Annotated in this window: 24 protein-coding genes; 18 read left to right on the forward strand and 6 right to left on the reverse strand. The window is 58.0% G+C overall.

What is annotated here, in order from left to right; all coding sequences use genetic code 11:
* Nucleotides 1–214 (reverse strand): hypothetical protein (locus tag BLV48_RS19215; protein WP_217633009.1); only part of this gene is annotated, 214 nt, incomplete at its 3' end.
* 140 nt (nucleotides 215–354) lie between these two features.
* Between BLV48_RS19215 and BLV48_RS12025 the strand changes: the two genes are divergently transcribed.
* Both BLV48_RS12025 and BLV48_RS12030 read left to right on the forward strand, forming a co-directional pair.
* The gene (locus BLV48_RS12025) at nucleotides 355–672 is read left to right on the forward strand and encodes an MTH1187 family thiamine-binding protein (RefSeq protein ID WP_091827040.1); all 318 of its coding nucleotides are present in this window, start codon (nucleotides 355–357) and stop codon (nucleotides 670–672) included.
* A gap of 11 nt (nucleotides 673–683) precedes the next feature.
* Nucleotides 684–1,196: a M48 metallopeptidase family protein gene (locus BLV48_RS12030; RefSeq protein WP_091827041.1), complete on the forward strand. Its 513-nt coding sequence runs from the start codon at nucleotides 684–686 to the stop codon at nucleotides 1,194–1,196.
* Nucleotides 1,197–1,229: 33 nt separating this feature from the next.
* Here the strand turns inward: BLV48_RS12030 and rlmF are convergent, their stop codons facing one another.
* Nucleotides 1,230–2,183 (reverse strand): 23S rRNA (adenine(1618)-N(6))-methyltransferase RlmF, encoded by a 954-nt coding sequence (gene rlmF / locus BLV48_RS12035; protein ID WP_091827042.1) that lies wholly within the window; start codon nucleotides 2,181–2,183, stop codon nucleotides 1,230–1,232.
* A 307-nt stretch (nucleotides 2,184–2,490) separates the two neighbouring features.
* Between rlmF and urtA the strand changes: the two genes are divergently transcribed.
* From urtA to BLV48_RS12100, 13 genes are all read left to right on the forward strand, one after another.
* Nucleotides 2,491–3,777, forward strand: a complete 1,287-nt coding sequence (gene urtA, locus BLV48_RS12040; RefSeq protein WP_091827043.1) for an urea ABC transporter substrate-binding protein — start codon at nucleotides 2,491–2,493, stop codon at nucleotides 3,775–3,777.
* Between the two features lie 61 nt (nucleotides 3,778–3,838).
* Nucleotides 3,839–5,452, forward strand: coding sequence for an urea ABC transporter permease subunit UrtB (urtB, locus tag BLV48_RS12045; protein WP_091827044.1), 1,614 nt, complete (start codon nucleotides 3,839–3,841; stop codon nucleotides 5,450–5,452).
* The gene (gene urtC / locus BLV48_RS12050; RefSeq protein ID WP_091827045.1) at nucleotides 5,449–6,594 is read left to right on the forward strand and encodes an urea ABC transporter permease subunit UrtC; all 1,146 of its coding nucleotides are present in this window, start codon (nucleotides 5,449–5,451) and stop codon (nucleotides 6,592–6,594) included. The genes urtB and urtC overlap by 4 nt, the downstream gene beginning before the upstream one ends.
* Nucleotides 6,591–7,424: an urea ABC transporter ATP-binding protein UrtD gene (gene urtD / locus BLV48_RS12055; RefSeq protein WP_091827046.1), complete on the forward strand. Its 834-nt coding sequence runs from the start codon at nucleotides 6,591–6,593 to the stop codon at nucleotides 7,422–7,424. Before urtC ends, urtD begins: the two co-directional genes overlap by 4 nt.
* The gene (gene urtE, locus BLV48_RS12060; RefSeq protein ID WP_091827047.1) at nucleotides 7,421–8,116 is read left to right on the forward strand and encodes an urea ABC transporter ATP-binding subunit UrtE; all 696 of its coding nucleotides are present in this window, start codon (nucleotides 7,421–7,423) and stop codon (nucleotides 8,114–8,116) included. The genes urtD and urtE overlap by 4 nt, the downstream gene beginning before the upstream one ends.
* Before the next feature lie 10 nt (nucleotides 8,117–8,126).
* Entirely contained in the window at nucleotides 8,127–9,014 is an 888-nt protein-coding gene (locus BLV48_RS12065; RefSeq protein WP_254775029.1) for an urease accessory protein UreD, read from the forward strand.
* A 40-nt stretch (nucleotides 9,015–9,054) separates the two neighbouring features.
* Nucleotides 9,055–9,357 carry an urease subunit gamma gene (gene ureA / locus BLV48_RS12070; protein ID WP_091827048.1) on the forward strand — a complete coding sequence of 101 codons (303 nt, stop codon included), beginning with the start codon at nucleotides 9,055–9,057 and terminating at the stop codon, nucleotides 9,355–9,357.
* Between the two features lie 13 nt (nucleotides 9,358–9,370).
* On the forward strand, nucleotides 9,371–9,715 hold the full coding sequence (locus BLV48_RS12075) for an urease subunit beta (protein WP_091827049.1): 345 nt from the start codon (nucleotides 9,371–9,373) through the stop codon (nucleotides 9,713–9,715).
* The gene (gene ureC / locus BLV48_RS12080; protein WP_091827050.1) at nucleotides 9,715–11,421 is read left to right on the forward strand and encodes an urease subunit alpha; all 1,707 of its coding nucleotides are present in this window, start codon (nucleotides 9,715–9,717) and stop codon (nucleotides 11,419–11,421) included. Before BLV48_RS12075 ends, ureC begins: the two co-directional genes overlap by 1 nt.
* Nucleotides 11,422–11,431: 10 nt before the next feature.
* Entirely contained in the window at nucleotides 11,432–11,884 is a 453-nt protein-coding gene (gene ureE, locus BLV48_RS12085) for an urease accessory protein UreE (RefSeq protein ID WP_091827051.1), read from the forward strand.
* The gene (locus BLV48_RS12090; RefSeq protein ID WP_422730698.1) at nucleotides 11,850–12,533 is read left to right on the forward strand and encodes an urease accessory protein UreF; all 684 of its coding nucleotides are present in this window, start codon (nucleotides 11,850–11,852) and stop codon (nucleotides 12,531–12,533) included. The genes ureE and BLV48_RS12090 overlap by 35 nt, the downstream gene beginning before the upstream one ends.
* Nucleotides 12,534–12,562: 29 nt before the next feature.
* Complete coding sequence (gene ureG, locus BLV48_RS12095) at nucleotides 12,563–13,210, forward strand: urease accessory protein UreG (RefSeq protein WP_091827052.1); 648 nt, start codon at nucleotides 12,563–12,565, stop codon at nucleotides 13,208–13,210.
* Nucleotides 13,211–13,237: 27 nt separating this feature from the next.
* Complete coding sequence (locus BLV48_RS12100; RefSeq protein ID WP_091827053.1) at nucleotides 13,238–13,804, forward strand: HupE/UreJ family protein; 567 nt, start codon at nucleotides 13,238–13,240, stop codon at nucleotides 13,802–13,804.
* A 57-nt stretch (nucleotides 13,805–13,861) separates the two neighbouring features.
* Here BLV48_RS12100 and BLV48_RS12105 read toward each other — a convergent pair whose 3' ends face one another.
* The 3 genes from BLV48_RS12105 to BLV48_RS12115 all read right to left on the reverse strand — a co-directional run bounded on the left by BLV48_RS12105 (nucleotide 13,862) and on the right by BLV48_RS12115 (nucleotide 18,260).
* Nucleotides 13,862–16,465 (reverse strand): DUF349 domain-containing protein, encoded by a 2,604-nt coding sequence (locus tag BLV48_RS12105; protein ID WP_091827054.1) that lies wholly within the window; start codon nucleotides 16,463–16,465, stop codon nucleotides 13,862–13,864.
* Between the two features lie 140 nt (nucleotides 16,466–16,605).
* Entirely contained in the window at nucleotides 16,606–17,766 is a 1,161-nt protein-coding gene (locus tag BLV48_RS12110) for an EF-hand domain-containing protein (protein ID WP_091827055.1), read from the reverse strand.
* A 65-nt stretch (nucleotides 17,767–17,831) separates the two neighbouring features.
* Entirely contained in the window at nucleotides 17,832–18,260 is a 429-nt protein-coding gene (locus tag BLV48_RS12115; RefSeq protein WP_091827056.1) for a YchJ family protein, read from the reverse strand.
* A gap of 87 nt (nucleotides 18,261–18,347) precedes the next feature.
* On the opposite strand from BLV48_RS12115, the gene sbcB reads away from it, so the two are divergent.
* Together sbcB and BLV48_RS12125 are read left to right on the forward strand one after the other, a co-directional pair.
* Nucleotides 18,348–19,802: an exodeoxyribonuclease I gene (gene sbcB / locus BLV48_RS12120; protein ID WP_091827057.1), complete on the forward strand. Its 1,455-nt coding sequence runs from the start codon at nucleotides 18,348–18,350 to the stop codon at nucleotides 19,800–19,802.
* Nucleotides 19,768–20,391 (forward strand): hypothetical protein, encoded by a 624-nt coding sequence (locus tag BLV48_RS12125; RefSeq protein ID WP_091827058.1) that lies wholly within the window; start codon nucleotides 19,768–19,770, stop codon nucleotides 20,389–20,391. Before sbcB ends, BLV48_RS12125 begins: the two co-directional genes overlap by 35 nt.
* On the opposite strand, the gene BLV48_RS12130 is transcribed toward BLV48_RS12125, so the two are convergent.
* Nucleotides 20,370–23,234, reverse strand: coding sequence for an insulinase family protein (locus BLV48_RS12130; protein WP_175527662.1), 2,865 nt, complete (start codon nucleotides 23,232–23,234; stop codon nucleotides 20,370–20,372). The two genes, BLV48_RS12125 and BLV48_RS12130, sit on opposite strands and share 22 nt — an antisense overlap.
* 151 nt (nucleotides 23,235–23,385) lie before the next feature.
* Here BLV48_RS12130 and BLV48_RS12135 point away from each other — a divergent pair, with 151 nt between their 5' ends.
* Complete coding sequence (locus BLV48_RS12135) at nucleotides 23,386–23,769, forward strand: DUF6394 family protein (protein ID WP_091827060.1); 384 nt, start codon at nucleotides 23,386–23,388, stop codon at nucleotides 23,767–23,769.
* Nucleotide 23,770 lies beyond the last annotated feature (1 nt).

Raw genomic sequence — 23,770 nt, forward strand, 5'->3', positions numbered from 1 at the left:
AAAACGAGCATGCGCGTTTTGCAGCTTTGCCGTGCGTGTTATCCTGCAACGGCCAGACCATAGTTACCTGATACTGAACGATTTTCCCGCCTGTTGCCAGTGACAAATGAGCATCGCTAAGTGACAAAGCAGGCAACACCGGCACGTGGCCTTCAATACACTGTATGAAATCACAGAAACTCAGATCAGCTTGTCCACAGGCCAAGTGGTGCACGGATCGATCAGCTGATTCCTGCGAATGCCTGCAAATTGCGCAAACCAGCATATCCCGGCCGCTGCCTTTCACCTTTTGCCCGACACGGAGGTAACATAGGCAGCCTGTAATCTTGCCAACACGGCCAAGCAGGAGTGCCTATGAAAGTCATGATTGATCTCTGTGTTATTCCGATCGGGGTAGGTGTTTCGGTATCCGAGTATGTTACGGCCTGCCAGCGGGTGCTGGAAGATGCCGGTCTTGAACACCAGTTGCATGCCTACGGTACCAACATAGAAGGGGACTGGGATGACGTCATGGCAGCGGTGAAGCGCTGTCACGAAGTTGTCCATGAGATGGGGGCGCCGCGTATCAGCTCGTCCATGCGTCTGGGGACCCGAATCGACCGGGAACAAAGCATTCAGGATAAAATTCAGAGTGTGGCCGACAAGCTGGCAAACGATTCAGAACTGGGGTGAGTGACAGGCCCATGAGCAAGCCCAAAGCGTTCAATTACCTCAGTGGCTACAGTCAGCAGGTTCAGCAGCAGGCACAGGCGTTGCTGGATAACGAAAAGTCCGGCGCCTGGCTATTGAAGAAGTACCCTCAAGCGCATGAACTGGCGTCCGAAAGGGCCCTGTATGACTATGCGCAGGGGATCAAAAACCAGTATATGCGCAGCTCGTCGCCGATCAGCAAGGTGGTCTACGATGACAAGATACACATCATCAACAATGCCTTGGGTCTGCATACCTATGCGTCGCGGGTGCAGGGCAAGAAGCTGAAATCGAAAAACGAGATTCGGATCTCTTCGCTGTTTCGCAAGGTGCCGGAGCCGTTCCTGCGCATGATTCTGGTGCACGAGCTGGCACACCTGCGCGAGAAGGAGCACGACAAAGCGTTCTACAAGCTCTGTTGTCACATGGAGCCGGATTACCACCAGCTGGAATTCGAGCTGCGCCTGTACCTGTGTCATCGCGATCGCTTTGGCGATCTCTGGTGAAATTTAACGGGATGGCGGCACGTACAGGATCAGTTATATAAACGTCCATGCCAGTATGCGGGTGATTTTATTACCCTGTTTCATCTCGATTTCTCGCACGTCAACGGCGCCAAGTTTGCGGATCAGTTTGGTGGCAGGCTTCAGGTTTTCGGCTTTCGATACCAGGCTGGTGAACCAGCGGCACTGTGTAGAAAAAGCTTGGCTTTCTTTAATCATCTTCTTAAGGAAAGCCTGTTCGCCGCCCTTGCACCAGAGTTCCGCTGCCTGGCCGCCGAAGTTCAGCCTGGCCGACGTGGCCGTTTTATCACCGCGGTTACGTGCCAGGTTGTTGAGTTTACGGCGGGTACCTTTGAGTGCTTCTTCCTGGGAGGCATGGAAGGGCGGGTTGCACACGCTCACATCAAAAAACTCGCCGGCCTGAATAACCCCCTCAAAGATGTGATTCTTGTCGTGTTGCGTACGCAGGGTGAAGCGCTCTTGCAGACCGGGATTCTTGGCGATAATCGCGGCGACGTTATCCAGTGATTGTGGATTGATATCAGAACCCACGCATTGCCAGCCGTATAGCTGGCAGGCGAGTAGCGGGTAGATGCCATTGGCGCCTGTGCCGATGTCCAGCAAGGTGACGCTGGGCGAGGCATCCGCTTGATTGGCATCAGGCGCGCCAAGGCCAAGCAGGTCTGCAATGTAATGGATGTAGTCGGCTCGTCCGGGAATGGGCGGGCACAGCGCGCCTTCAGGAATATCCCAGTCAACAATGCTGTAATGCTGCTTTAACAGCGCGGCATTCAGGGCTTTTACCGCCAGCGGGTCGGCGAAGTCGATAGACAGGTTGCCGTACGCATTCTTGCTGACATATTGGGCCAGCGGAGGGTAGCTGTTGAGCAGTGCAGGAAAATCATAGCCGTACCTGTGCAGATTTCGCGGGTGCAGGCCTTTGCGATCAGGTTGGGCAGGGCTTTTTTCTGTATGACGGCGTGGGCGCACAGCAGTATATCCGAAGTTCAGGCTTCAACCGGTGGGTGATATCGAGTGAGGCCGAGATTATAGCGCTGGTCCATAAGCAGGGTATACAGGGCCCCTGCCTGCGCTGTTGCGACCCCCTGCAAGTCCTGTCCCCCGTCCACTACGTCATTTGACGTACCCCTCTGCGTCATTGCGCGCATACCCCCTCTTGCCCCCCTTGGGAATAATCGGTCAGGCACTGAGTTGTTTTCCCGGCCTCGTCGAGGCCTGACCGATAACGAAGGTTTCGCCCGCACTGCACGGATGCGGAACCAAAGGGGGTACTGCAATGAAGATCAAATCACTGGCTGCCGGCGTTGCTCTGACGATTGGCGTTTCTTCTCTGTCCTTCAATGTTCTGGCGGCGGATACCATCAAGGTGGGTGTGCTGCACTCACTGTCCGGCACCATGGCGATCAGCGAAACCACGCTGAAAGACACCGTATTGATGATGATCGAGGAACAGAACAAGAAGGGCGGACTGCTGGGCAAACAGCTTGAGCCGGTTGTGGTAGACCCGGCCTCGAACTGGCCGTTGTTCGCCGAAAAAGCGCGTGAGCTGCTGACCCAGGAAGAGGTCGATGTCATCTTCGGCTGCTGGACCTCGGTATCCCGCAAGTCGGTCCTGCCGGTACTGGAAGAACTGAACGGCCTGATGTTCTATCCGGTGCAGTATGAGGGCGAAGAGTCCTCCAAAAATGTCTTTTACACGGGGGCTGCTCCCAACCAGCAGGCGATCCCGGCGGTGGATTACCTGATGAACGAGCTGGGTGCTGAGCGCTGGGTGCTGGCCGGTACCGACTACGTGTATCCGCGCACCACCAACAAGATCCTCGAAGCCTACCTCAAGTCCAAGGGCGTGGCGGAAGAGGACATCATGATCAACTACACCCCCTTCGGTCACTCCGACTGGCAGTCGATTGTCTCCGATATCAAGAAGTTTGGCGGTGCCGGCAAGAAGACCGCGGTGGTGTCCACCATCAACGGCGATGCCAACGTGCCGTTCTACAAGGAGCTGGGCAACCAGGGCGTCTCTTCAGAGGATATCCCGGTGGTGGCCTTCTCCGTGGGTGAAGAAGAGCTGTCCGGTATCGACACCGGCCCGCTGGTCGGCCACATGGCCGCCTGGAACTACTTCCAGAGCGTGGATACTGACCTCAACAGCGAATTTATCCAGAAATGGCACGCGTTTACCGGTGATGACTCGCGTGTGACCAACGACCCGATGGAGGCTACCTATATCGGCTTCAACATGTGGGCGCAGGCAGTAACGGCTGCCGGGACCACCGATGTGGACGCGGTCGAGCAGGCGATGATCGGCCAGGAAGTACCCAACCTGACTGGCGGCGTTGCCGTGATGAACAAGAACCACCATCTGAGCAAGCCGGTGCTGATCGGTGAAATTCAGGACGACGGTCAGTTCGAGGTGGTCTGGGAGACCGAAGGTGTCGTGGCGGGTGATGCCTGGTCCGACTTCCTGCCGGGCTCCAAAAATCTGATTGCTGATTGGACCGCGCCGATCACATGCGGCAACTACAACGTGGAAACCCAGTCCTGTGGTGGTCAGGCCAACTGATCCATCGACTCTCAGCGGCCCCGTCTGACGGGGCCGCCTGCACAACTTCTGGAGTGACCCCGTGAAACGATTACTGGCGATCTGCTGTTACTGCTTCGGCCTGCTGCTGTCGTTGTCGGCAACGGCCGCCGAAAAACCTTTGCCACCCGCGCTGGCTCCGCATCTGGAGGCGCTGACCGAGGCGTCCCTGAGCCAGACGATACCGGTGCTCGAAACCCTGGAAGCCGAAGGGGGGGAGGCGGTGCAACCGCTGTTTCTCCATCTGCTGGAGGGGGATCTGTATTTCATCAAGTCCAGCCGCCAGGTGATTGCCGTCACCGAATCGGCCGGCAAGGATACCTTCATCGACATGCTCAGCGGTGTGGAAATCGAACCGCTGTCCAGTCGTGAGATCAAGAAAATTCGCGTCAACAACCGTCTGCGAGGCCATCTGCGTGATGCTATCGCACGCCTTCAGTTGGGCTCCGCCAGTGCATCGGTGCGTGAAAGCGCCGTGCGTGCACTGTTGTCTGACCTGGATGCGAATACCCTCAGTGTCATTCGTGAGGCGCGCCTGAATGAAAGCGCCGCAAACGTCCGTGAGGTGATGGACATGGCGCTGGCCCTGAACCGCCTCAACACCGCTGCAGAAGCGTCGGACCGCATTGAAGCGATCGGCCAGCTGGAGGGCAGCCTTGAAGGTGATGTGCGCAACGCGCTGAACCGCATTGCCGACAACGACCCTTCACCTCAGGTACAGCAGGCCGCGCAGAAGGCATTAGTTGGAATCGAGCAGAAGGTTGAGTTCTACGCTTTCATCGACCAGCTGTTTTTCGGCCTGAGCCTCGGCTCCGTGTTGTTGCTGGCGGCGATTGGTCTGGCGATTACCTTTGGCGTGATGGGCGTGATCAACATGGCTCACGGCGAGATGATCATGCTGGGGGCCTACACCACTTACGTGGTACAGCTGTTGATGCCGAACCATATCGAATATTCGCTCTGGGTTGCCATTCCGGCCGCTTTCGTTGTGTCCGGCATGGCCGGTGTACTGCTGGAACGTCTGGTAATCCGTCATCTGCATGGCCGCCCGCTGGAAACCCTGCTGGCAACCTTCGGGGTCAGTCTGATCCTGCAGCAGCTGGTCCGGACGGTGTTTTCGCCACTGAACCGTCAGGTAGCATCGCCCGAATGGATGAGCGGCTCCTGGGAGATCAACCCGGTCCTGTCGCTGACGCTGAACCGTCTTTATATCCTCGCCTTCGCGCTGCTGGTGTTCTTTGCGCTGATGATGTTGCTGAAGAAAAGCTCGCTGGGTCTCAATGTGCGGGCTGTTTCCCAGAATCGCAGCATGGCCAAATCCATGGGCATTCCCACCGGCCGCGTTGATGCGCTGACCTTCGGTCTGGGCTCCGGTATCGCCGGCATCGCCGGGGTGGCGCTGAGCCAGCTGACCAACGTGGGGCCGAATCTGGGCCAGTCCTACATCATCGATTCCTTCATGGTGGTGGTGTTTGGTGGCGTGGGCAACCTGTGGGGCACGCTCGTTGCGGCGTTCTCGCTCGGTATCGCCAACAAGTTCCTGGAGCCGGTCACCGGTGCCGTCCTCGCGAGCATTCTGGTGCTGGTCTTCATCATCCTGTTTATCCAGAAGCGTCCCAAGGGACTCTTCCCGCAGAAAGGGAGGGCGGCTGAATGAACTGGCTGACTCAGCTATTTGCCGCCGGTCGTACCCCCGGTAACCGGGTACTGCCATTCGTGATCGTGTTGCTTGGCGTCACCACGCTGGCGTCAATGGCCAACCTGATGCTGCCGGAAAGCTCGCCGCTGCACGTCAGCACCTACACCATCACCTTGCTGGGCAAGTATCTCTCCTATGCGATGCTGGCGCTTGCGGTGGATGTGATCTGGGGTTACTGCGGCATCCTCAGTCTGGGCCACGGGGCGTTCTTCGCGCTTGGCGGCTATGCCATGGGCATGTACCTGATGCGCCAGATCGGTGATCGTGGCGTGTACGGCAACCCGGATCTGCCGGACTTCATGGTGTTCCTCAACTGGGATAGCCTGCCCTGGTACTGGATGGGCATGGACCAGTTCTGGTTTGCCATGCTGATGGTGCTGGCCGTGCCCGGGCTGCTGGCGTTCGTGTTCGGCTGGCTGGCATTCCGCTCCCGTGTGACCGGTGTCTACCTGTCGATCATGACTCAGGCGTTGACCTATGCGCTGATGCTCGCCTTCTTTCGCAACGAGATGGGATTTGGCGGCAACAACGGCCTGACCGACTTCAAGGAGATTCTGGGGTTCGATCTGCAGTCCGATACCACCCGCGTGGCCCTGTTTGTCACCACGGCGCTGGTGCTCTGCGCGGTGTATGTCATCAGTCATCTGATTCTCAAGTCCCGCATGGGCAAGGTGATCGTGGCGATCCGTGACGGCGAGGCCCGTGCCCGTTTCCTGGGCTACCGCACCGACCGCTACAAAGTATGGCTGTTCGTCTTTTCCGCCCTGATTGCGGCCATGGCAGGTGCGCTCTACGTGCCTCAGGTCGGCATCATCAACCCGGGCGAGTTCTCGCCGCTCAACTCCATCGAAGTGGTGGTTTGGGTCGCGGTGGGTGGGCGCGGCACGCTGTATGGCGCGGTTATCGGTGCACTCCTGGTCAACTACGCCAAGACCCGCTTTACCGCCATTATGCCGGAAGGCTGGCTGTTTGCACTGGGGGCGCTCTTCGTTCTGGTAACGCTTTATCTGCCCAAGGGACTGGTCGGGCTGCGAGGACAGTTGGCAGCGCGTCGTAACAACAAGGCCGGCAAGGCAGTAAAACAGGAGGTGCACTCATGACCGCACTGGACAACGCGCGCGAACTGATGCGCCCCGACCGCGTCTGGCCCTTTCTGATCCCGCCGGCAGCCCCGGTCGATGTATCGCATCAGGTGCTGCTGTACGTGGAAGGGTTAAGTGTCAGCTTTGATGGCTTCAAGGCTTTGAATGATCTCAACCTGTATATCAATGATGGCGAGCTGCGTTGCCTGATCGGTGCCAACGGGGCTGGCAAGACCACCCTGATGGACGTCATCACCGGCAAAACGCGCTGCGACCAGGGCAGTGTCTACTTTGGCCAGACCATCAACCTGCTGGAAAAATCCGAGCCGGAGATTGCCCAGCTGGGCATCGGTCGCAAGTTCCAGAAGCCGACGGTATTCGAGGCGCACACGGTGTTCGACAACCTGGAGATGTCGCTGAAGACAGCCAAGGGGATCTGGCAAACGCTGATGGCGCGCCTGGCCCCACGCGAGCTGGATCTGATCGACAGGGTACTGGAGACCATCGGCCTCAAGGACCAGCGCTTCATGCGAGCCGGTGCACTGTCGCACGGTCAGAAGCAATGGCTGGAGATCGGCATGTTGCTGGTGGCCGAGCCGCGACTGCTGCTGATTGACGAGCCGGTGGCGGGCATGACGGCGGAAGAAACCGAAAAAACCGCTGAACTGCTGACCTCACTGGCGGGCGAGCACACCGTTGTGGTGGTGGAACACGACATGGAGTTTGTGCGCAGCATCGCCCGTACCGTCACCGTACTGCATCAAGGCACTGTATTGGCCGAGGGCACCATGGAGCAGGTGCAAAACAACCGTGACGTCATCGAAGTGTATTTGGGAGAGGGCGCATGATCTCCATCCACAATGTAAACCAGCTCTATGGTGGTACCCAGATCCTCTGGGATCTGGATCTGGAAATAGAGCAGGGGTCCTGTACCTGCATCATGGGCCGCAACGGGGTCGGCAAGACCACCCTGCTCAAGTGCCTGATGGGGCTGCTGCCGATTCAGAGCGGCGAGATCCTGATGGAAGGGCAGGCGCTGCACACGCGTCCAGCCGAATATCGTGCCCGTGCCGGTATTGGCTACGTGCCTCAGGGGCGTGACATCTTTCCGCTGCTGACGGTTGAGGAAAACCTGCGTATCGGTTTGCCGATCCGCAAGGACAAGGCAAGGGATATTCCCGACAAGATTTTTGAGCTGTTCCCGGTACTGGGCGAGATGATGCACCGTCGTGGCGGAGATCTGTCCGGCGGTCAGCAACAGCAGCTGGCCATCGGCCGTGCGCTGGTGCTTGATCCCAAGGTGCTGATTCTGGATGAGCCCAACGAGGGCATCCAGCCCAACATCGTCAAACAGATTGGCGACGTCATCCTCAAGCTCAACGAGGAGGAGGGGCTGACCGTGATCCTGGTGGAGCAGAAGCTCGGCTTTGCCCGACGTGTCGGCAAGGAGTTCCGCCTGATGGAAAAGGGGCGGATTGTCGCGGCAGATCGCATGGATAACCTCAATGATGAGCTGATTCGTCAGTATCTGGCGGTCTGAGGAGTGCAGGATGAACATGCCGCTGATGCCACGACCAGGCTCGGATAACGGCACCACAGCGCCCTCGCGCTGGCATGCCCGTCTGTCGCTGGGCATCAAGCGTACGCCCCGTGGCAGCCGTGTCGCCAGTGCCGAGCGCTTCGGCCCGTTGCATCTGCAGAAGCCCTTCTACCCGGAAGGTCCTGATCTGGCGCACCTCTACCTGCTGCACCCTCCGGGCGGAATGGTCTCTGGCGACCTGCTGGAGATTGAAGCGCGCCTAGAGCCGAACACGGCGGCACTGATCACCACCCCCGGAGCCGGTCGCGTTTACCGCGCCCGTCCTGACCGTACCCTGCAGCACCAGCGCGTGCGGCTGGAGGTGGGCGAGGGCTGCAGCCTTGAGTGGCTGCCGCTGGAGACCATTCTTTACCCGGGTGCTCGCACCCGGCTGGAAGTGGATGTAGAGCTGGCCACAAATGCCCGCTTTATCGGCTGGGAGGTGACCAGTCTGGGGCTGCCGGCACAGGGCGAGGGCTTTGGCCGCGGTGAGCTACAGCAACGGCTGCAGATTCGCCGAGAAGGCCGCATCCTGCTGCGCGAACAGCTGATGATCGATGGGCGGAGCCCGGCGTTGCTGATGGGAAAGGCGGGCTTGCAGGGACAGCCGGTGAACGGGCTGCTGGTAGCGGGGCCGTTTACGCCGGAACAGGCTGAGCCACTGCTGGAGCCGCTGCGAGCGTGTTGCGAACGAGACGAGCTGCTGGCGGGCGTGAGCCTCAGTGGCGAGTTTCTGCTGATCCGAACATTGGGGTGTTGCTCGGAGCGCACCCGGCTGTGTTTGGAACAGTGCTGGGGCCTGATTCGGCCAGAACTGATCGGCCGCGAGGCCTGCGCCCCACGCATCTGGGCGACCTGAATTGAACAGACCCACAGCAGGTGGGCTGGAGGAGAAACCGATGGAACTGCTGCCAAGAGAGAAAGACAAGCTGCTGATATTTACGGCAGCGTTGCTGGCGGAGCGCCGCCTTAAGCGTGGCTTGAAATTGAACTACCCGGAAGCGGTGGCCTACATCTCCATGGAAATCATGGAGGGTGCCCGTGATGGCCGTACCGTGGCGGAGCTGATGGGCTACGGCAAGACCCTGCTCAGTGCCGATCAGGTGATGGAGGGCGTGCCGGAGATGATTGACGAGGTGCAGGTGGAAGCGACCTTTCCCGACGGCACCAAGCTGGTCACCGTGCATCAACCGATTGTGTGAACAGGAGAATCCCATGATTCCCGGAGAAATTCAGACAGCCGCCGGCGAGATTGAACTGAACGTTGGTCGCAAGACCATACGCGTGCGGGTGGAAAATCACGGAGATCGACCGGTACAGGTCGGCTCCCATTACCATTTTTATGAAGTGAACCCGGCGCTGGTGTTTGAGCGTGACGCGGCCCGTGGCTATCGCCTCAATATCGCCTCCGGTACTGCCGTGCGCTTCGAGCCTGGACAGGGCCGGGAAGTGGAACTGGTCGAGTATGCCGGCAGCCGTACCATCTACGGTTTCCGTGGCGAGGTGATGGGACCGCTGGACACTGCAGCAGGCGGAAGCTCAGCAGGAGGGCACAACTGATGGCCAAAATGGATCGACACAGCTATGCCCAGATGTTCGGCCCCACAGTTGGGGACAGGGTACGACTGGGCGACACCGAACTCTGGATTGAGGTCGAAAAGGACTACACCACCTACGGCGACGAAGTGAAATTCGGCGGTGGCAAGGTGATCCGTGACGGTATGGGCCAGAGTCAGGTGACCAACGACACGGCCATGGATCTGGTGATTACCAATGCCCTCATTCTGGACCACTGGGGCATCGTCAAGGCCGATGTGGGCGTGAAGGAGGGGCGGATTCATACCCTCGGAAAGGCGGGCAACCCTGATATTCAGGATGGTATCGACATCGTCATAGGCCCCGGCACTGAAGTGATCGCGGGCGAAGGCTGCATCCTGACGGCCGGTGGCATTGATGCCCATATCCACTTCATCTGCCCGCAACAGGTGGAAGAGGCGCTGATGTCTGGCGTGACCACCATGATCGGCGGTGGAACGGGCCCGGCTACCGGTACCAAGGCAACCACCTGTACACCGGGGCCCTGGTATCTGGGCAAGATGCTGCAGGCCACCGACCAGATGCCGATGAATCTGGGCTTTCTCGGCAAGGGCAACGCCAGTCGCCCCGGAGCGCTGCGTGAACAGCTGGATGCCGGTGCCTGTGGCCTCAAGCTGCATGAGGACTGGGGCACCACACCAGCCAGCATCGACTGCTGTCTGAGTGTGGCCGAAGAGTACGATGTGCAGGTGGCGATCCATACCGATACCCTGAATGAGTCCGGCTTTGTGGATGACACCCTGGGGGCGTTCAAGAACCGCGTCATCCATACCTATCACACCGAAGGGGCCGGTGGCGGCCATGCGCCGGATATCATCCGTGCAGCAGGCTATTCAAATGTACTGCCGTCTTCGACCAACCCCACGCGCCCGTACACGGTCAACACCGTGGATGAGCATCTCGACATGCTGATGGTCTGTCACCATCTGGACAGCAACATTCCCGAGGATGTGGCCTTTGCCGACTCCCGCATCCGCAAGGAGACCATCGCGGCTGAGGACATTTTTCATGATCGCGGCGCCTTCAGCATGATTTCGTCCGACTCTCAGGCGATGGGACGTGTGGGCGAAGTCGTGACGCGGACCTGGCAGACGGCGCACAAGATGAAATGCCAGTTCGGGCTGTTGCCGGAAGACAGGGTACTGGGAGCCGATAATTTTCGCGCGCGCCGCTATGTCGCCAAATACACCATCAATCCGGCGATCACCCATGGGGTGGCCCATGAAGTGGGGTCCATCGAGTCCGGCAAGCTGGCGGATCTGGTGCTGTGGAAGCCGGCATTTTTCGGCATCAAGCCGGCGATGATTATCAAGGGGGGTATGATTGCGGCGGCGCCCATGGGCGATCCCAATGCCTCCATCCCGACGCCGCAGCCGGTGCACTACCGACCCATGTTCGGTGCCGAGGGCAAGGCGGCGGCACAAACCTCCGTCACCTTTGTCAGCAAGGCAGCGCTGGAGTCCGGTTTGCGTGAACAGCTGGGGCTGAGTCGACGTCTGGTTGCCTGTGGCAATACCCGCAACATCAGCAAAGCCGACATGATTTTGAATGACTGGCAGCCGGACATTCAGGTGGACCCACAAACCTATGAGGTGCGGGCCGACGGCGAGCTGCTGACCTGTGAGCCTGCTGATGTGCTGCCCTTGGCGCAGCGATACAGCCTCTTTTAAGGAGAGACGCATGTTTGAAATCCATGAACGGCTGGGCACCCATTGCCATGCCCCCATCGCGGCGAAAGTAAGCCTGACCCATGACCAGCGTGATCGTGGCCGATTGAAGCTGGTCAGTGATACCGGTGAAGAGGTGCGTGTCTTCCTGGAACGGGGCAAGCCGCTGCGAGTTGGTGAATACCTGAAATCATCCTGTGGGCGTCACATTTTGGTCGAAGGGGCCAAAGAGTCGGTGCTGGAGGCGCGCTGTGATGACTGGAACACTTTTGCACGGGCCTGTTACCACCTCGGCAACCGCCATGTGCGCATTGAAGTAGGTGATCGCTGGCTGAGGATCAAGCCGGATCATGTACTGGAGGAGATGCTGCAGCTGCTGGGGCTGGAAACCCGGCAGGCCGAAGCGGTATTTATGCCGGAATCCGGAGCCTATGCCCATGGCCATGCGCACCATCACGACCACTGACCATGCCTTGATGCGCCTGTTGCAGCTGAGCAGCGTCAGCCTGCCGGTGGGCGGCTACGCCTTCTCGCAGGGGCTTGAGTACGCCATCGACAGTGGCTGGATACACAGGGCAGATCAGGTGGCGGATTGGTTGGAGCTGCAATTGCTGCATGCTCAGGCAAAGACCGATCTGCCGTTGTTGAAGCTGGCTATGCAGGCTGATAGCGATGGACGTTGGCAGTCGTTGAACGACCTGTCGCTGGCCTGTCGCGAGACCCGCGAGTTGCGCCTGACCGACGGCGCCATGGGCGAAGCGTTGCGACGGGTGCTGAAGAACCTGGGCATTGACGTGCCACAGGTGCTGCAGCAGGAGGTCAGTTTCATCGTGCTGTTCGCCTTTGCCGCGAAGCACTGGGGGCTAGAGTTTGGTGCCACCGCATTGGGACTGGGCTGGTCCTGGCTGGAAAATCAGGTGGCCGCCGCCACCAAGCTGGTGCCACTGGGACAGACGCAGGCACAGCAGCTGCTGAATGACCTGCAACCGTTACTGCCGCAGGCGATCGAGATCGCAAAAAGCGTTGAAGAAGACTTTATCGGTGCTGGCCTGCCCGCATTGGCAATCGCCAGCAGCCGTCACGAAACACAGTATTCACGGCTGTTTCGCTCTTGAAGAGCCGCCGTTGAGAAGAGGAAACCAACATGAGCAAACCGAAACAGACATTACGAGTGGGAGTAGGGGGGCCGGTGGGCTCCGGCAAGACGGCGTTGCTGCGTTCGCTCTGTGCCGCCATGCGCGAGTATTACGATATCGCCGTGGTGACCAACGATATCTACACTCAGGAGGATGCCAAATTCCTCACCGAGCATGAGGCATTGAGTGCCGACCGCATTATTGGGGTAGAAACCGGCGGCTGTCCGCATACGGCCATCCGTGAGGACGCCTCGATGAATCTGGCGGCGATCGATCAGCTGGTGGCGCGCCACGGAGTACTGGATGTGGTATTTGTCGAAAGCGGTGGTGACAACCTTAGCGCCACGTTCAGCCCCGAGCTGTCTGATCTGACCATCTATGTGATTGATGTTTCGGCCGGTGACAAGATTCCGCGCAAGGGCGGCCCAGGGATCACCAAGTCCGATCTGTTGATTATCAACAAAACCGACCTGGCACCGCTGGTGGGAGCCTCGCTGGAGGTAATGGATCGGGATGCGCGCAAGATGCGCGGTGATCGCCCCTTCATCTTCGCAAACCTGAAAAAGGCTGAAGGGCTGGACGACATTATCGGTTTCATCATCAGCGAAGGCATGCTGGAAGCCAAAACTCTGCCACCGGCCCATGCGGTGGTGTGATTGAATTCAATTATGAAGGGGATAACGATGAAAAAAGCACTGATTGCGACTGTCGCACTGTTGCCGGGCGTGGCGCTTGCGCACACGGGACATGAAGTATCGGGTTTTATTAGTGGCCTGGCGCACCCGGTAGGTGGTGCTGATCACTTGCTGGCGATGCTGGCTGTGGGGCTTTGGGCTGCCCGTTTGGGTGGCCGTGCACTCTGGTTGGTGCCATTGGCCTTTGTGGCCACCATGCTGTTGGGCAATCTGCTGGCGCTTTCTGGTGTTTCTTTGGTGTTCACCGAACAGGGAATTGGCCTGTCCGTAGTGGTTCTGGGGCTGTTGCTGGCTTTTGCTGCACGCTTTGTAACACCTGTCTGCATGGCAATCGCAGGCAGCTTTGCGCTATTCCATGGCTTGGCTCATGGCGCTGAAATGCCGCTTAATGCCAGTGGTTTTAGCTATGCCGCCGGCTTCATGCTGGCCACACTGGCGTTGCATCTGGCTGGTATGCTGGTGGGCAAGATCGGAGTTGAAGCGCGTGCAGCGCTCTTCAGCCGTGTAGCCGGTGGGGCAATCGCTTTGACCGGTATGGCGATGGTCGTCGCCTGAAGAGATATGCAGGACGGGTGTTTCTGTTGATGGGTGGCCACAGGCCACCCATCTGCATCATGATGCGTGCGTCAGTATGTCCGAAAAACGTTTGCGCAGGTCAACAAACTGCCATGCAAACGGCAGTGTCAGCCATTCCAGCTCAAGGGATTGCAGGGCCGCTTCAGATGGCTCGTCATCCTGTTCGGCCAGTGCTTGGCCGAGCCGCTCCATCTGGTATTCCATGCGCAGCACTTCATCTTCTTCAGGTGTGGGTTGTCCGAGCATGATCTCAAGTCGGATACACAACTCACGCGCCTGAGCTTCAGACAGGGCCAACTGCTGATCGATGGAGCGGTTGCCCGCACTGATCAGGCGGATCGCTTCCAGTCGCTGGCCGATGCGCTCGCGCCACAGCTGACCGGGAGAAGGGCCGGTAACCGCTTCCGTCAACAAGGTAGAAAGCGTTTCCGAGCGTGCGGTTTCAGCCAGTTCCTCTTCTGCCTGCTCGGCCAGTTGAGCCAGCCTTTGCAAGGCTTGCAGAGGTGTCCCGGACAGCAGTATTTCACGCGCAGGGGATGGTTTCTTGGCAGTCTGCGCCTTGCGGGCCTGTTTGAGTCGGCTGAAAATCAGGTCGCACTGTTCACGAAATGCCTGCCACAACCCGCGTTCGCGGCTACGGAAGGTTGCGCCGGCTGCTTTCCACTGCTGTTGTAGCTGCTTGGCTTCGCTGGCGGCGGCTTCGATATCCTCTGCGCTTGCCAGTTCGGCGGCGCGAGCAATAATGCTTTCTTTCAGTTCGGCACACGCCTGACGATGAGCCCGAATACGGCCATCGAGATCACGCAGCAGGCTATTGAACTGCTGTTGTACCGGTTTGCCGGGTGCCCGGTCAACCGGCGAGAACGTTCGCCACTCCTCGCGTGCGGTACGGCCGATTGCTTCGACGGCATGCCAGTCGGCCTGACTCCAGTCCATACCGTGGATGAAGCTGTCGAGCTGGTTACAGATTTCGCGTCGCTGCTTCAGGTTGTGCTCACGCTTCTGCCGCTGAGCGCTGAACCACGCCTGGCAGGGTGCATAGGCTTTTTCGCCAGCATCGTGAAAGCGTTTCCACAGCTTTTGTGAATGCACAGGATCAGTGTGGTCAATCTCCTTCCACTCCTGTTGCAATGCACGTATCTGGTCGGCCAATGTCTGTGGGGGCTGTTCTGCTCCGACCAGCGATTCCATCTGCTGACACAGTTTTTCCTTCTTGCCGTTGGCTGCGAAACCTTGCCAATCCTTAAGTTCGGCGAGCCTTGCAGTAAGTTGGCGGTAGCGTGAATCCAGGCTTTCAGGCAAACCGGAATGCTGTTCAACATGCCGCGCAAGACTTTTGTGGGTGGACTCGGCGGTGCTGATTTCGCCCTGATCAAGTTGCTGCTCCAGCAAGCGCAACTGCTGGAGCAGTTCATCTTCCTGCCGGCTGGATTGCGCATTTATCTGTTTAACTGTCTGCTGCAGCTGTGTGATCAGTTCCTTCAGCGACTGAAGCAGCGTTGGGAGTGGGCGTGAATCGGGCCACTCGACTGAGCGCAGCAGGCGCTGAGCTCGGCGCAGTGTTTGTTCCGGGCTGCCATCCTGCTGTTGCAGCAGCGATTCAATATGTGGGCTTTGTTGCTGCAGCCGTTCACTTGCCGCCATACAGTGTTCGGCGTTTTGGCTGAGGCTTTGCCACTGCTGACGCTGCTCGCTGGCGGGTTCGTAACGGCTGTTCAATTCATCCCATTGATGCTGCAGGCTCTGCAGGGCCTCTGCCTCAATTACATCGCCGGCAACCAACGCTTCCAGTTCTGCCAGCAGCTCATGCGACGCGTGCCGGTCCAGCTCCTGCTGTTTGAGTTGTTCCTGCTCCTGTCGTTCCGCTTCTGCTGCGGCCTCAAGTCGGGCCTGTATCTGCTCGATCCACTGTGTAAAGAGGCGGTTGCTGTCATTATCGGCAGCCGGCAGTTGCTGCCACTCCTGCGACAACGCTTGAGAGCGGGCATGCAAGAACTGCAGGTCGGCTCCCACGGCAAGCTGTTCAAGTTGTTGCAGCAGTTGGGTGCGCCGATTGGCATGTTCGGTTTCAAGTCGGGCCTGTTCGCGCAAGCGGTTCAGCTTGTCGCGGCTGATGCGGTGTACGGTTTTGTCACGGCCACGACTCTGACGCTGCAGGTTTTCCAGCAGGTCGGCTCGCTCTACGCGCTCGGCCGCTTCACGGCGCATGGTAGCCAGGCGGGCATGCAGAGCCACCTGCATCAGCACGGCTTCGTCATCTATGCAGTTGAGGGCGCTTTGTTGCAACTGTTCGCTGCTGACATTGATGATAATTTGGGTACGGGTATCGGCATCGTCAAGTCGCCTGAGCAGTTCGCTCAGGCTGTCGGAGCCTTCACCGTTCAGGCATTCGCTGACGCGCAGCCCTGCCTGTTCACGGACTTCAGGGTCGGAGGAGTGCGATAGCACGTCTAGCAGAGAGTCCGTGTCACTCAGACGTCCAACCGCCACTATACGGACCTGGCGGTTGTCGTCATGCAGTGCCAGCTGACACAGGATTCTGGCTTGGTCAGGCTGGTCCGGACATAGTTTGCTGACGGCACTTAAGCGCACTTCAGGATCTGAATGACGCCATCTTGGCTTGAACAGGTTTGCAAACATCAGTCACCACTACCGGAGAAGAGTCCCGGCATCCATTTTCATGCAGATGAGCGGGCGGGCGCCTATTCTACCGGTCAGGGTAGTGCAAGGAAAAGCCTTGACAGATGCTGAATACGGACAATATCTGAGGACAAATTTTTTCAGATACTCAGATCAACGTGTTGAACAGTGCCAACCCGGCCATCTTCTGATAGGAAAATGCTGCTTGAACGGATCACTCCAAGTCGGCTTTCTGTCATGCCCGACGTCAGAGAAAACTCGGTATCAGCGGCGTTGAGCCAGATTGCGCCGATATTCTTGCTGGCCAGTGTCATCAGTGAGCCCTGTCCTTCTGCACCCGGTGACCAGAGCCGAAGGCGGGAGAAGACACTGTCACCGGCATCAATAAAACCGTTGCCATCTTCGTCAAATTGGGCCAATTCCGCAAAGCCGTTGCCGGATCGAGCGCCAAAAAGCTCCGATCCATCATTTATTACGCCGTCGGAGTTTTGATCGAGTGCAATAAATGCACGGTTTCCCGCCAGAGTCGGTACCTGATCAGCTTGCCCGTCCAGATCCAGGTCAAATTCAAACCGGGTTTGGCTCAGCTGGGCCGCATCACCGTCAAAGTTGATCACCAGTGGGTCTGACAGACGAGCGCCGATGCGCAGAATTTCGTGCTCTTCCTGCGTAATCGAGCGCGCCATCTGCAGAGACAGGTTGATATCGATACGACGGCCATCGCGGGTGATGACCTGTCCACTGGCCTCGAAACGGGTGGACTCCTGCTCATGGATGCGGCTGTGGCGTTGGTATTCAAGGCCGACTTGTGGTTCTGCAGGTGTTTCAGGTGTATCTGCTGCCGGTTTTGCCTGGTTGGGGGCACTGATTTCAGCGCCGCTTGCGTGCTGAAGAGACGCAGGATCGATCAATTGCAGGCGAATGTCCTTGCCGGTGATCGCCTTGTGTAGTCGGGTGATCAGCTCAAGCTTCAACTGGTCTGAGGCCTCAAGGCGTAATTCGAAGGGCGCCTCTGGGGGAGCGGTTTCGGTCGTTGATTCAAGCGGAGTGCCACGAGTCAGTGCTGCTACGGGTGATGCTGGCTCGTTATTGCTGTTTTTGGCATTCATGGCCAAGCCTGCCGAATAGGTCAGCAACTCACGGCGCTCGATGTGACTGGCCTCGAACAGGGTGTCGACCTTGCGTGCACCGGTTACGGGGTCCTGGCTGACTCGACCGATACGCAGCTGCTCATGCTGTTCTTCGCTGCGGCTGTAGTTGCGATCGCTGGCAAGTTGCAGGTTGTGACTTTGGATCTGCATGACCGGATTCCTCTGGTGATAGGAGTCATATCGGCCAAAGCTGGTGGAAGTTTAGACAGATGTTCTCAGCTGGGGATCAGTTCAACTTCACCATCCAGATAGACCCAAAGCCCGGATTCACGCTCGAAGCGGGAGCGTTCATGCAGGATGGCACCGCCTTCCGGGCTCTCAAACGCAGCCTTGAACTCGACCAGACCTGTTTCGTCATTTGTTTGTCCCGCTTCCGTGGTGACAATCTCCAGGCCGGTCCAGGTGGTGATCTGGGTCTGTTCGGCCAACAACTCGGCATCCTGTGGCGAGCGCTTGGCTGCGGCCGTCGTTTGCACCAGATAGTCCACTGCACCAATGGCAAAAGCGGTATAGCGCGAGCGCATCAGGGCTTCAGCCGTTGCCGCAGGCTTACGGCCACTGATGGCAGGTTCGCAGCAGAAAACAAAAGGTTTGCCGGAGCCGCAGGGGCATTGAGTGTCCAGGTCCTGAGTGTCGGTCAGCATGCAGATGATCCCTGAGTGTTGAAATGTTAATCTGATCGATAGGCTGATCTAACCATTACCCCTATAAAAAGTCGAGATATACCTCCAATGGCGGCGCAGACCCCCGAAACCTTCTTCTGGCACGATTACGAAACCACCGGTATCGATCCGGCGCGGGATCGCCCGCTGCAGTTTGCCGGTGTCCGAACCGATGCGGACTTCAACATTATCGATGAGCCGGTAATGCTCTACTGTCGCCCCTCCGAGGATGTGCTACCGCATCCCAGAGCCTGTCTGGTCACCGGCCTGACGCCCCAGACCGCATTGAAAGAGGGGGTGACCGAAGCCGAGTTCATCGCACGCATTCATGCCGAGTTGGCCCGCCCCGGTACCTGCGGGGTGGGGTACAACAGTATTCGCTTCGATGATGAGATCACGCGCTTCACACTGTATCGCAATTTTTATGACCCCTATGCTCGTGAATGGCAAAACGGTTGCTCACGCTGGGATATCATCGACATGTTACGGCTGACGCGCGCGCTGCGACCGGAAGGTATCGAGTGGCCTCTGTACGAGGATGGCCGCCCGAGTATGCGGCTGGAAGACTTGACCCGTGCCAATGGCATCGACCATGGCAGTGCGCACGATGCACTGTCGGATGTATATGCCACCATTGCGGTTGCCAAACTGGTCAAGGAGCGGCAGCCCAAGCTGTTCAATTATGTACTGCAAAACCGTGGCAAGCGTGCGATTCAGGCCCAACTGGATGTGGCCAGGATGAAACCGGTATTGCACATCTCCTCCAAATATCCGGCAGAGTGGGGCAATGCCGCCATCGTTGCACCGCTGGCTTCGCATCCGAGCAATCGCAACAGCACGTTGGTGTGGGACCTGCGCGTCGATCCAACGCCTTTGTTCGATCTTGATGTGGCCTCACTGCAGACGCTGATGTACACCCGGCGTGACGAACTGCCGGCAGATGCCCCTCAACTGGCACTCAAACAGGTGCTGGCCAACAAGTGTCCGATTATTGCTCCGGCAGGGATGCTCACGGCCGTAGAAGCCGAACGGCTGAAGATAGACGGGGACACCTGCCGTCGTCACCTGCAGATGCTGCGAAATGAAACTGGAGTGGCCGCCAAGGTGGCCGATATATTTAACTCACCCATGCCTGAAGCCGATGGTGATCCTGACCACATGCTGTACAGCGGCGGCTTTTTCTCGGACCATGACCGAGCATTGATGGAACAGGTACGTGAGTCTGAACCGGACGCGCTGGCGGGGCTGCAACTGCCGTTTCAGGACCCGCGGCTGGAAGAGATGCTGCTGCGTTACAAGGCACGTAACTTTGAGTACACGCTGACCGAAGAAGAAGCGGTGCGCTGGGAAGAATATCGCAGCCGTAAACTGCTGCAGGGCGACGCCGGCTGTTACAGTCTGCCTCAGCTGTTCAATGAGATGAATGAAATAGCCCAGTCCGGCACTCTGTCGGAGCGGGACCGTCACATTCTGGAGGAGTTGGCACTCTATGCCGAATCGATCTACCCGGGCGAGTATTTCTAGTGGCCTGCTGCTGGTACTCGGTTGCCTGCAGCCGGCAGCAGCTGAAAGGCAGCCACTTCCCTACGATGTGACCCGGGTGGACCGCTACAGTGGCGGCCAGGTTCATGGGCGTGATGCCTACGAAGGGATGGCCAGGGGAGACTATGACCGGGAAAGCATGCGTGAGGTGGCTTTCACCAACCGGGAAACGTCGCTGCCGCCGGTACAGCTTGTTTACCCTTCCGATCCGCCGCCGGTGCAGGAGGTTGTGGTAGCGCCTCAGGTTGAGGTAGTACTGCGGGGCGAAGACCTGGTATTTGACCAGATCCGGCTGGATGCCGCGATTCAGCGCTGTGTGTTTGAGCGGATCTGCACTGATGAGGTCAAGGCGATTCCCGGAGTCTATCTGGGCGATGATCACAGCGGTGACTCGGAGTGGAGCGGGCGTGATGATGAGCTGGAGGTTATTACCGAAGCGGAGTCAGGCTCTGAGCCCGGGCTTGAGGTTCTCGGGCCGGGTCGAACCTTCATTGAGGTGCCGGCACAATCGGAGCCCGAGCCGCAGCCCGAGCCCGATGTGGAGCTGATTCAGCTGCCTGACCCGGGGTAGGGCAACGTTGCACCCAGCTGCTCCTGCTTGAGTGTATCCAGCCGTTCGGCACTATCCTGCATCGCTTCCGAACTGATTTCATGCTCAACCGAGCTGCCGAAGCTGCGTATCAGCAGTTGTCGCTGCAGCAGCTGCTCCATAGTCTGCAACAGGTCTGCCCGGCTCAGCTCGCGGGTAATCTCGCTCAACTGCTCGCGGGTATCAAAATCATGATTGCCCCGGTCAATCTCACGCCAGAGTCGGTCGCTGCGTGTGCGAAGGTCATTGTCCTGCTGGTTGATCCGGCTTAGCAGGCTCTGGCGATAACGATCCAACTCCTCCTGTGGCATGGTGATCAACTGCTCCAGCATCTGTTGCAGGAATAACTTGTATTCACCGTGCAACCGGATAGGGTCCGTGTTGGGTGACTGAACGACCAGCGCTACCCCGGCCCGCTCGCGCAGAGGCATGAACTGGCTGGAAACAATGTAACCGAACTGCTTTTCCGTCCGCAGACTGGTGTAGAACGGTGTACTGATGATCTCGTTGATCAGCGCAGTCGCGGCCCGTGTTTTCAGACTTTCATCGGGTCCCTGAAGATAGAGCAGGGCGGTGGAGTCATGATGTTCGGTTTCAAGGTTGCCGATCAGAAACTCGTTTTTAGGCAGCAGTACAACCTCGACAGGTACTGCTTGCCAGGGGGAGTTGTTGGGCTGAAGCTGTTTGCGGACACTGCGGGCCATTTCGATCGCCTGGTCACGGCTCAGGTTGCCATGTGCAAGCAGACTAAGTTCTGCCGGCTGCAACAGGAGTGGGTAGAATTTTTCCAGGTCGCTCAGCGAGAGAGATTCCAGTTTGGCCAGCTTCTGCTCGGTAGACCAGCTTCGCATCAATCGTGTATAGAGCTGATCAAAAGCCAGATTATAAGGCTTGTCTTTCAGGCTGTTATTGAGTTGTTCATGCAGCTGGCGTTTGATGCGGTCAAAGCGAGCCTGTTCGAGGGATGGCTGGCGCAACGCCTGCAGAATTTTTTCGAGCAACAGCGCCTGTTTGTCATTGAAACCGGACAGGCGCAGGCTGATGCCACGCTGGTGTGGGTAGAGGTTGGCGGACAGTCCCGCAAGAGACGCGTCGTACAGCGTTTCGTTGAGTTGATCTTCTACCATGCGGGTGTAAAGGCTGGCCAGCAGCGCCTGCTCAGGGCCCTGGTTGGCAACAGGTGAGAGCAGAGTGAAGTAGAAGTCTGCCCTTGGACGCTCAAAATCGCTGTCGGGCAAATACCATAGGCGAGCGCCGGGCTCAGACCATGCTTCCTGGGGAATTGTCTGATTTGCACTGTCAATCAGGCTGAAGTCGGAGGCGATAAACGGATTGCGACCACGCACCTGCAGTTGATCCAGTACAGCTGGCTCACGCCAGCGCTGGAGGCGGTCGGTTGCGATCGTATCAATACCGTAGGCGGTGTTGTAAAGCGGCTCGATCTGCTCGGTCTTCAGACCTTTTCCTTCCAGTGTCAGAAGCAGGTTGTCGGGTGTCATGCGATCAAGATAGCGGCTGATCAGTTCAGCATCGAACTCGCCAAGATGATAGTCGCCCTTGAGCAGGTATTCAGTGGGGTAGCGACCGGCGGCCTGCGACAGCTGCATCACCAGGTGAGTTGGGTCCAGCTTGTCTCTGAAACGGAACTGCACCTCGGCCAGCTGCTGCTCTTCACGGTACAGCTCAGGGTCGATGCCGTCTCGGCGCAGCAGCTCGATAAAGCTGAATATCGACGCGGTGACATGGTCGATTTGCTCCCGGCCCTGCTCGGTCAGGTCGACCTGAATGCGCAGCATGGCACTGTCGGGCAGATCAAGTGCGGGATAGGCCGACAGGCCACGGGCAAGGCCGGCCTGCTTCAGATAACTCAGCAGGCTGCCCTTGCCTTCGTATCCAATCAGGCTACTCAGGTAGTAAAGAGGCTTCTGCTGCCAATACTCACGGTAGGACGGCATGGGGAAGCTCAGGCTAAGCTGGCGCGTATCGCGCAATGTTTCGATATTGAGCTGCGCCGGCAAACGATCGGCTTCGAACAGTGGTGCCGTGTCAACAAAAGGTTTGGCATTGCGGTTGGGTACGGCCGCGAAATCTTTCCTGACCTGTTGTTCCAGTGTATCCAGTGACTCGGTGCCAAGTACGGCAAGCGTCATCAGATTGGCGGAGTAATAACGCTCATAGAAGCGGATCAGTGCATCACGAATTTCACTGTCGCTGGTGTTGGACAGGGTTTTCAGATTGCCGACGGCAAAACGGCTGTAGTGATGCTCCGGGTTCAATACCTGCTTGCTTGCTTCGAAACTGCGTCGGCTGTCGTCACGGCGCTTGGCCTGAAACTCAGACTCAACGGCATGCCGTTCCCGGTCCACGTATTCAGGGCTGAACAGCGGCGCTATGAAAAACTGGGCAAAGCGGTCCAGTGCACCAGGCAGGACCGAAGCCTCCACGCTGAAGAAGTAGTTGGTGTTTTCGTAGGCGGTAAAGGCGTTGTGACTGCCGCCATGGGAGCTGATGAAGGACTGGTAGCTGCCTGCTTCAGGATACTTTTCGGTACCCAGGAACAGCATGTGTTCAAGGAAATGCGCCAGCCCTGGTCGGTCGGATGGGTTGGCATTTGAGCCCACTCCGACATTCATCGATACGGCTGCCTTATCGGCATCAGGGTCGGACACCAGAATCACGTTCAGGCCATTGTCGAGTTCAAACTGTCGGTATGATCGAGTGTCGAGCGTGCTCTGAATGATTTCAGCCTGTACCGTCAGGCTCAACAGCAGCATGGCCAGCAGCATCAAGGCCTTGCTGAATTGGAAACGGAAAAGTGACTGCATGTGACCTCGTTGGAAACTGATCGGGTGAATGTCTGCCATCTACGACTGCGCGGGGGTAAATTGGTTCGATTCCCGTGCAGCATTCGCTATGATGCGTTTATACGGGTGCCAAGTGCAATCCGACTGGAACACTGACTTTCAAGGAATACCCATGAACCGGGAAAAGGTAATCTTCGCGTTTTTTATTGTACTGGCGCTGACACTGAACTTCGGTTTTGTGTTGGGTGAGATCGACAATATAAAACACCATGATGTATTTGAGCTGTTTGCTGCCTTGGTAGTAAGTCTGATCTGTACCGTCCTCAAGTTTGGTGATCGTACCCATCTGGGTGCTTTGATGCTGGCAACCAGTCTGGTTGCCGATCTGCAGTTGATCATCGCCGCTGGCATCTGGGGGTATGGAGAACAGATGGCCGCCAGTGGCATGACACCCAAACTGATGGCCAGTGTGGTCTCGTTTGCGGCGGGGGCGCTGGTGGCCAACGTGATCTCGGCGGTTCTGCTGGTGGTTGAAACCGCGTTGGTACGGCGCTGAG

Origin of the sequence: Marinobacterium iners DSM 11526 (genome assembly GCF_900107855.1) — a bacterium.
Lineage (GTDB): Bacteria > Pseudomonadota > Gammaproteobacteria > Pseudomonadales > Balneatricaceae > Marinobacterium > Marinobacterium iners.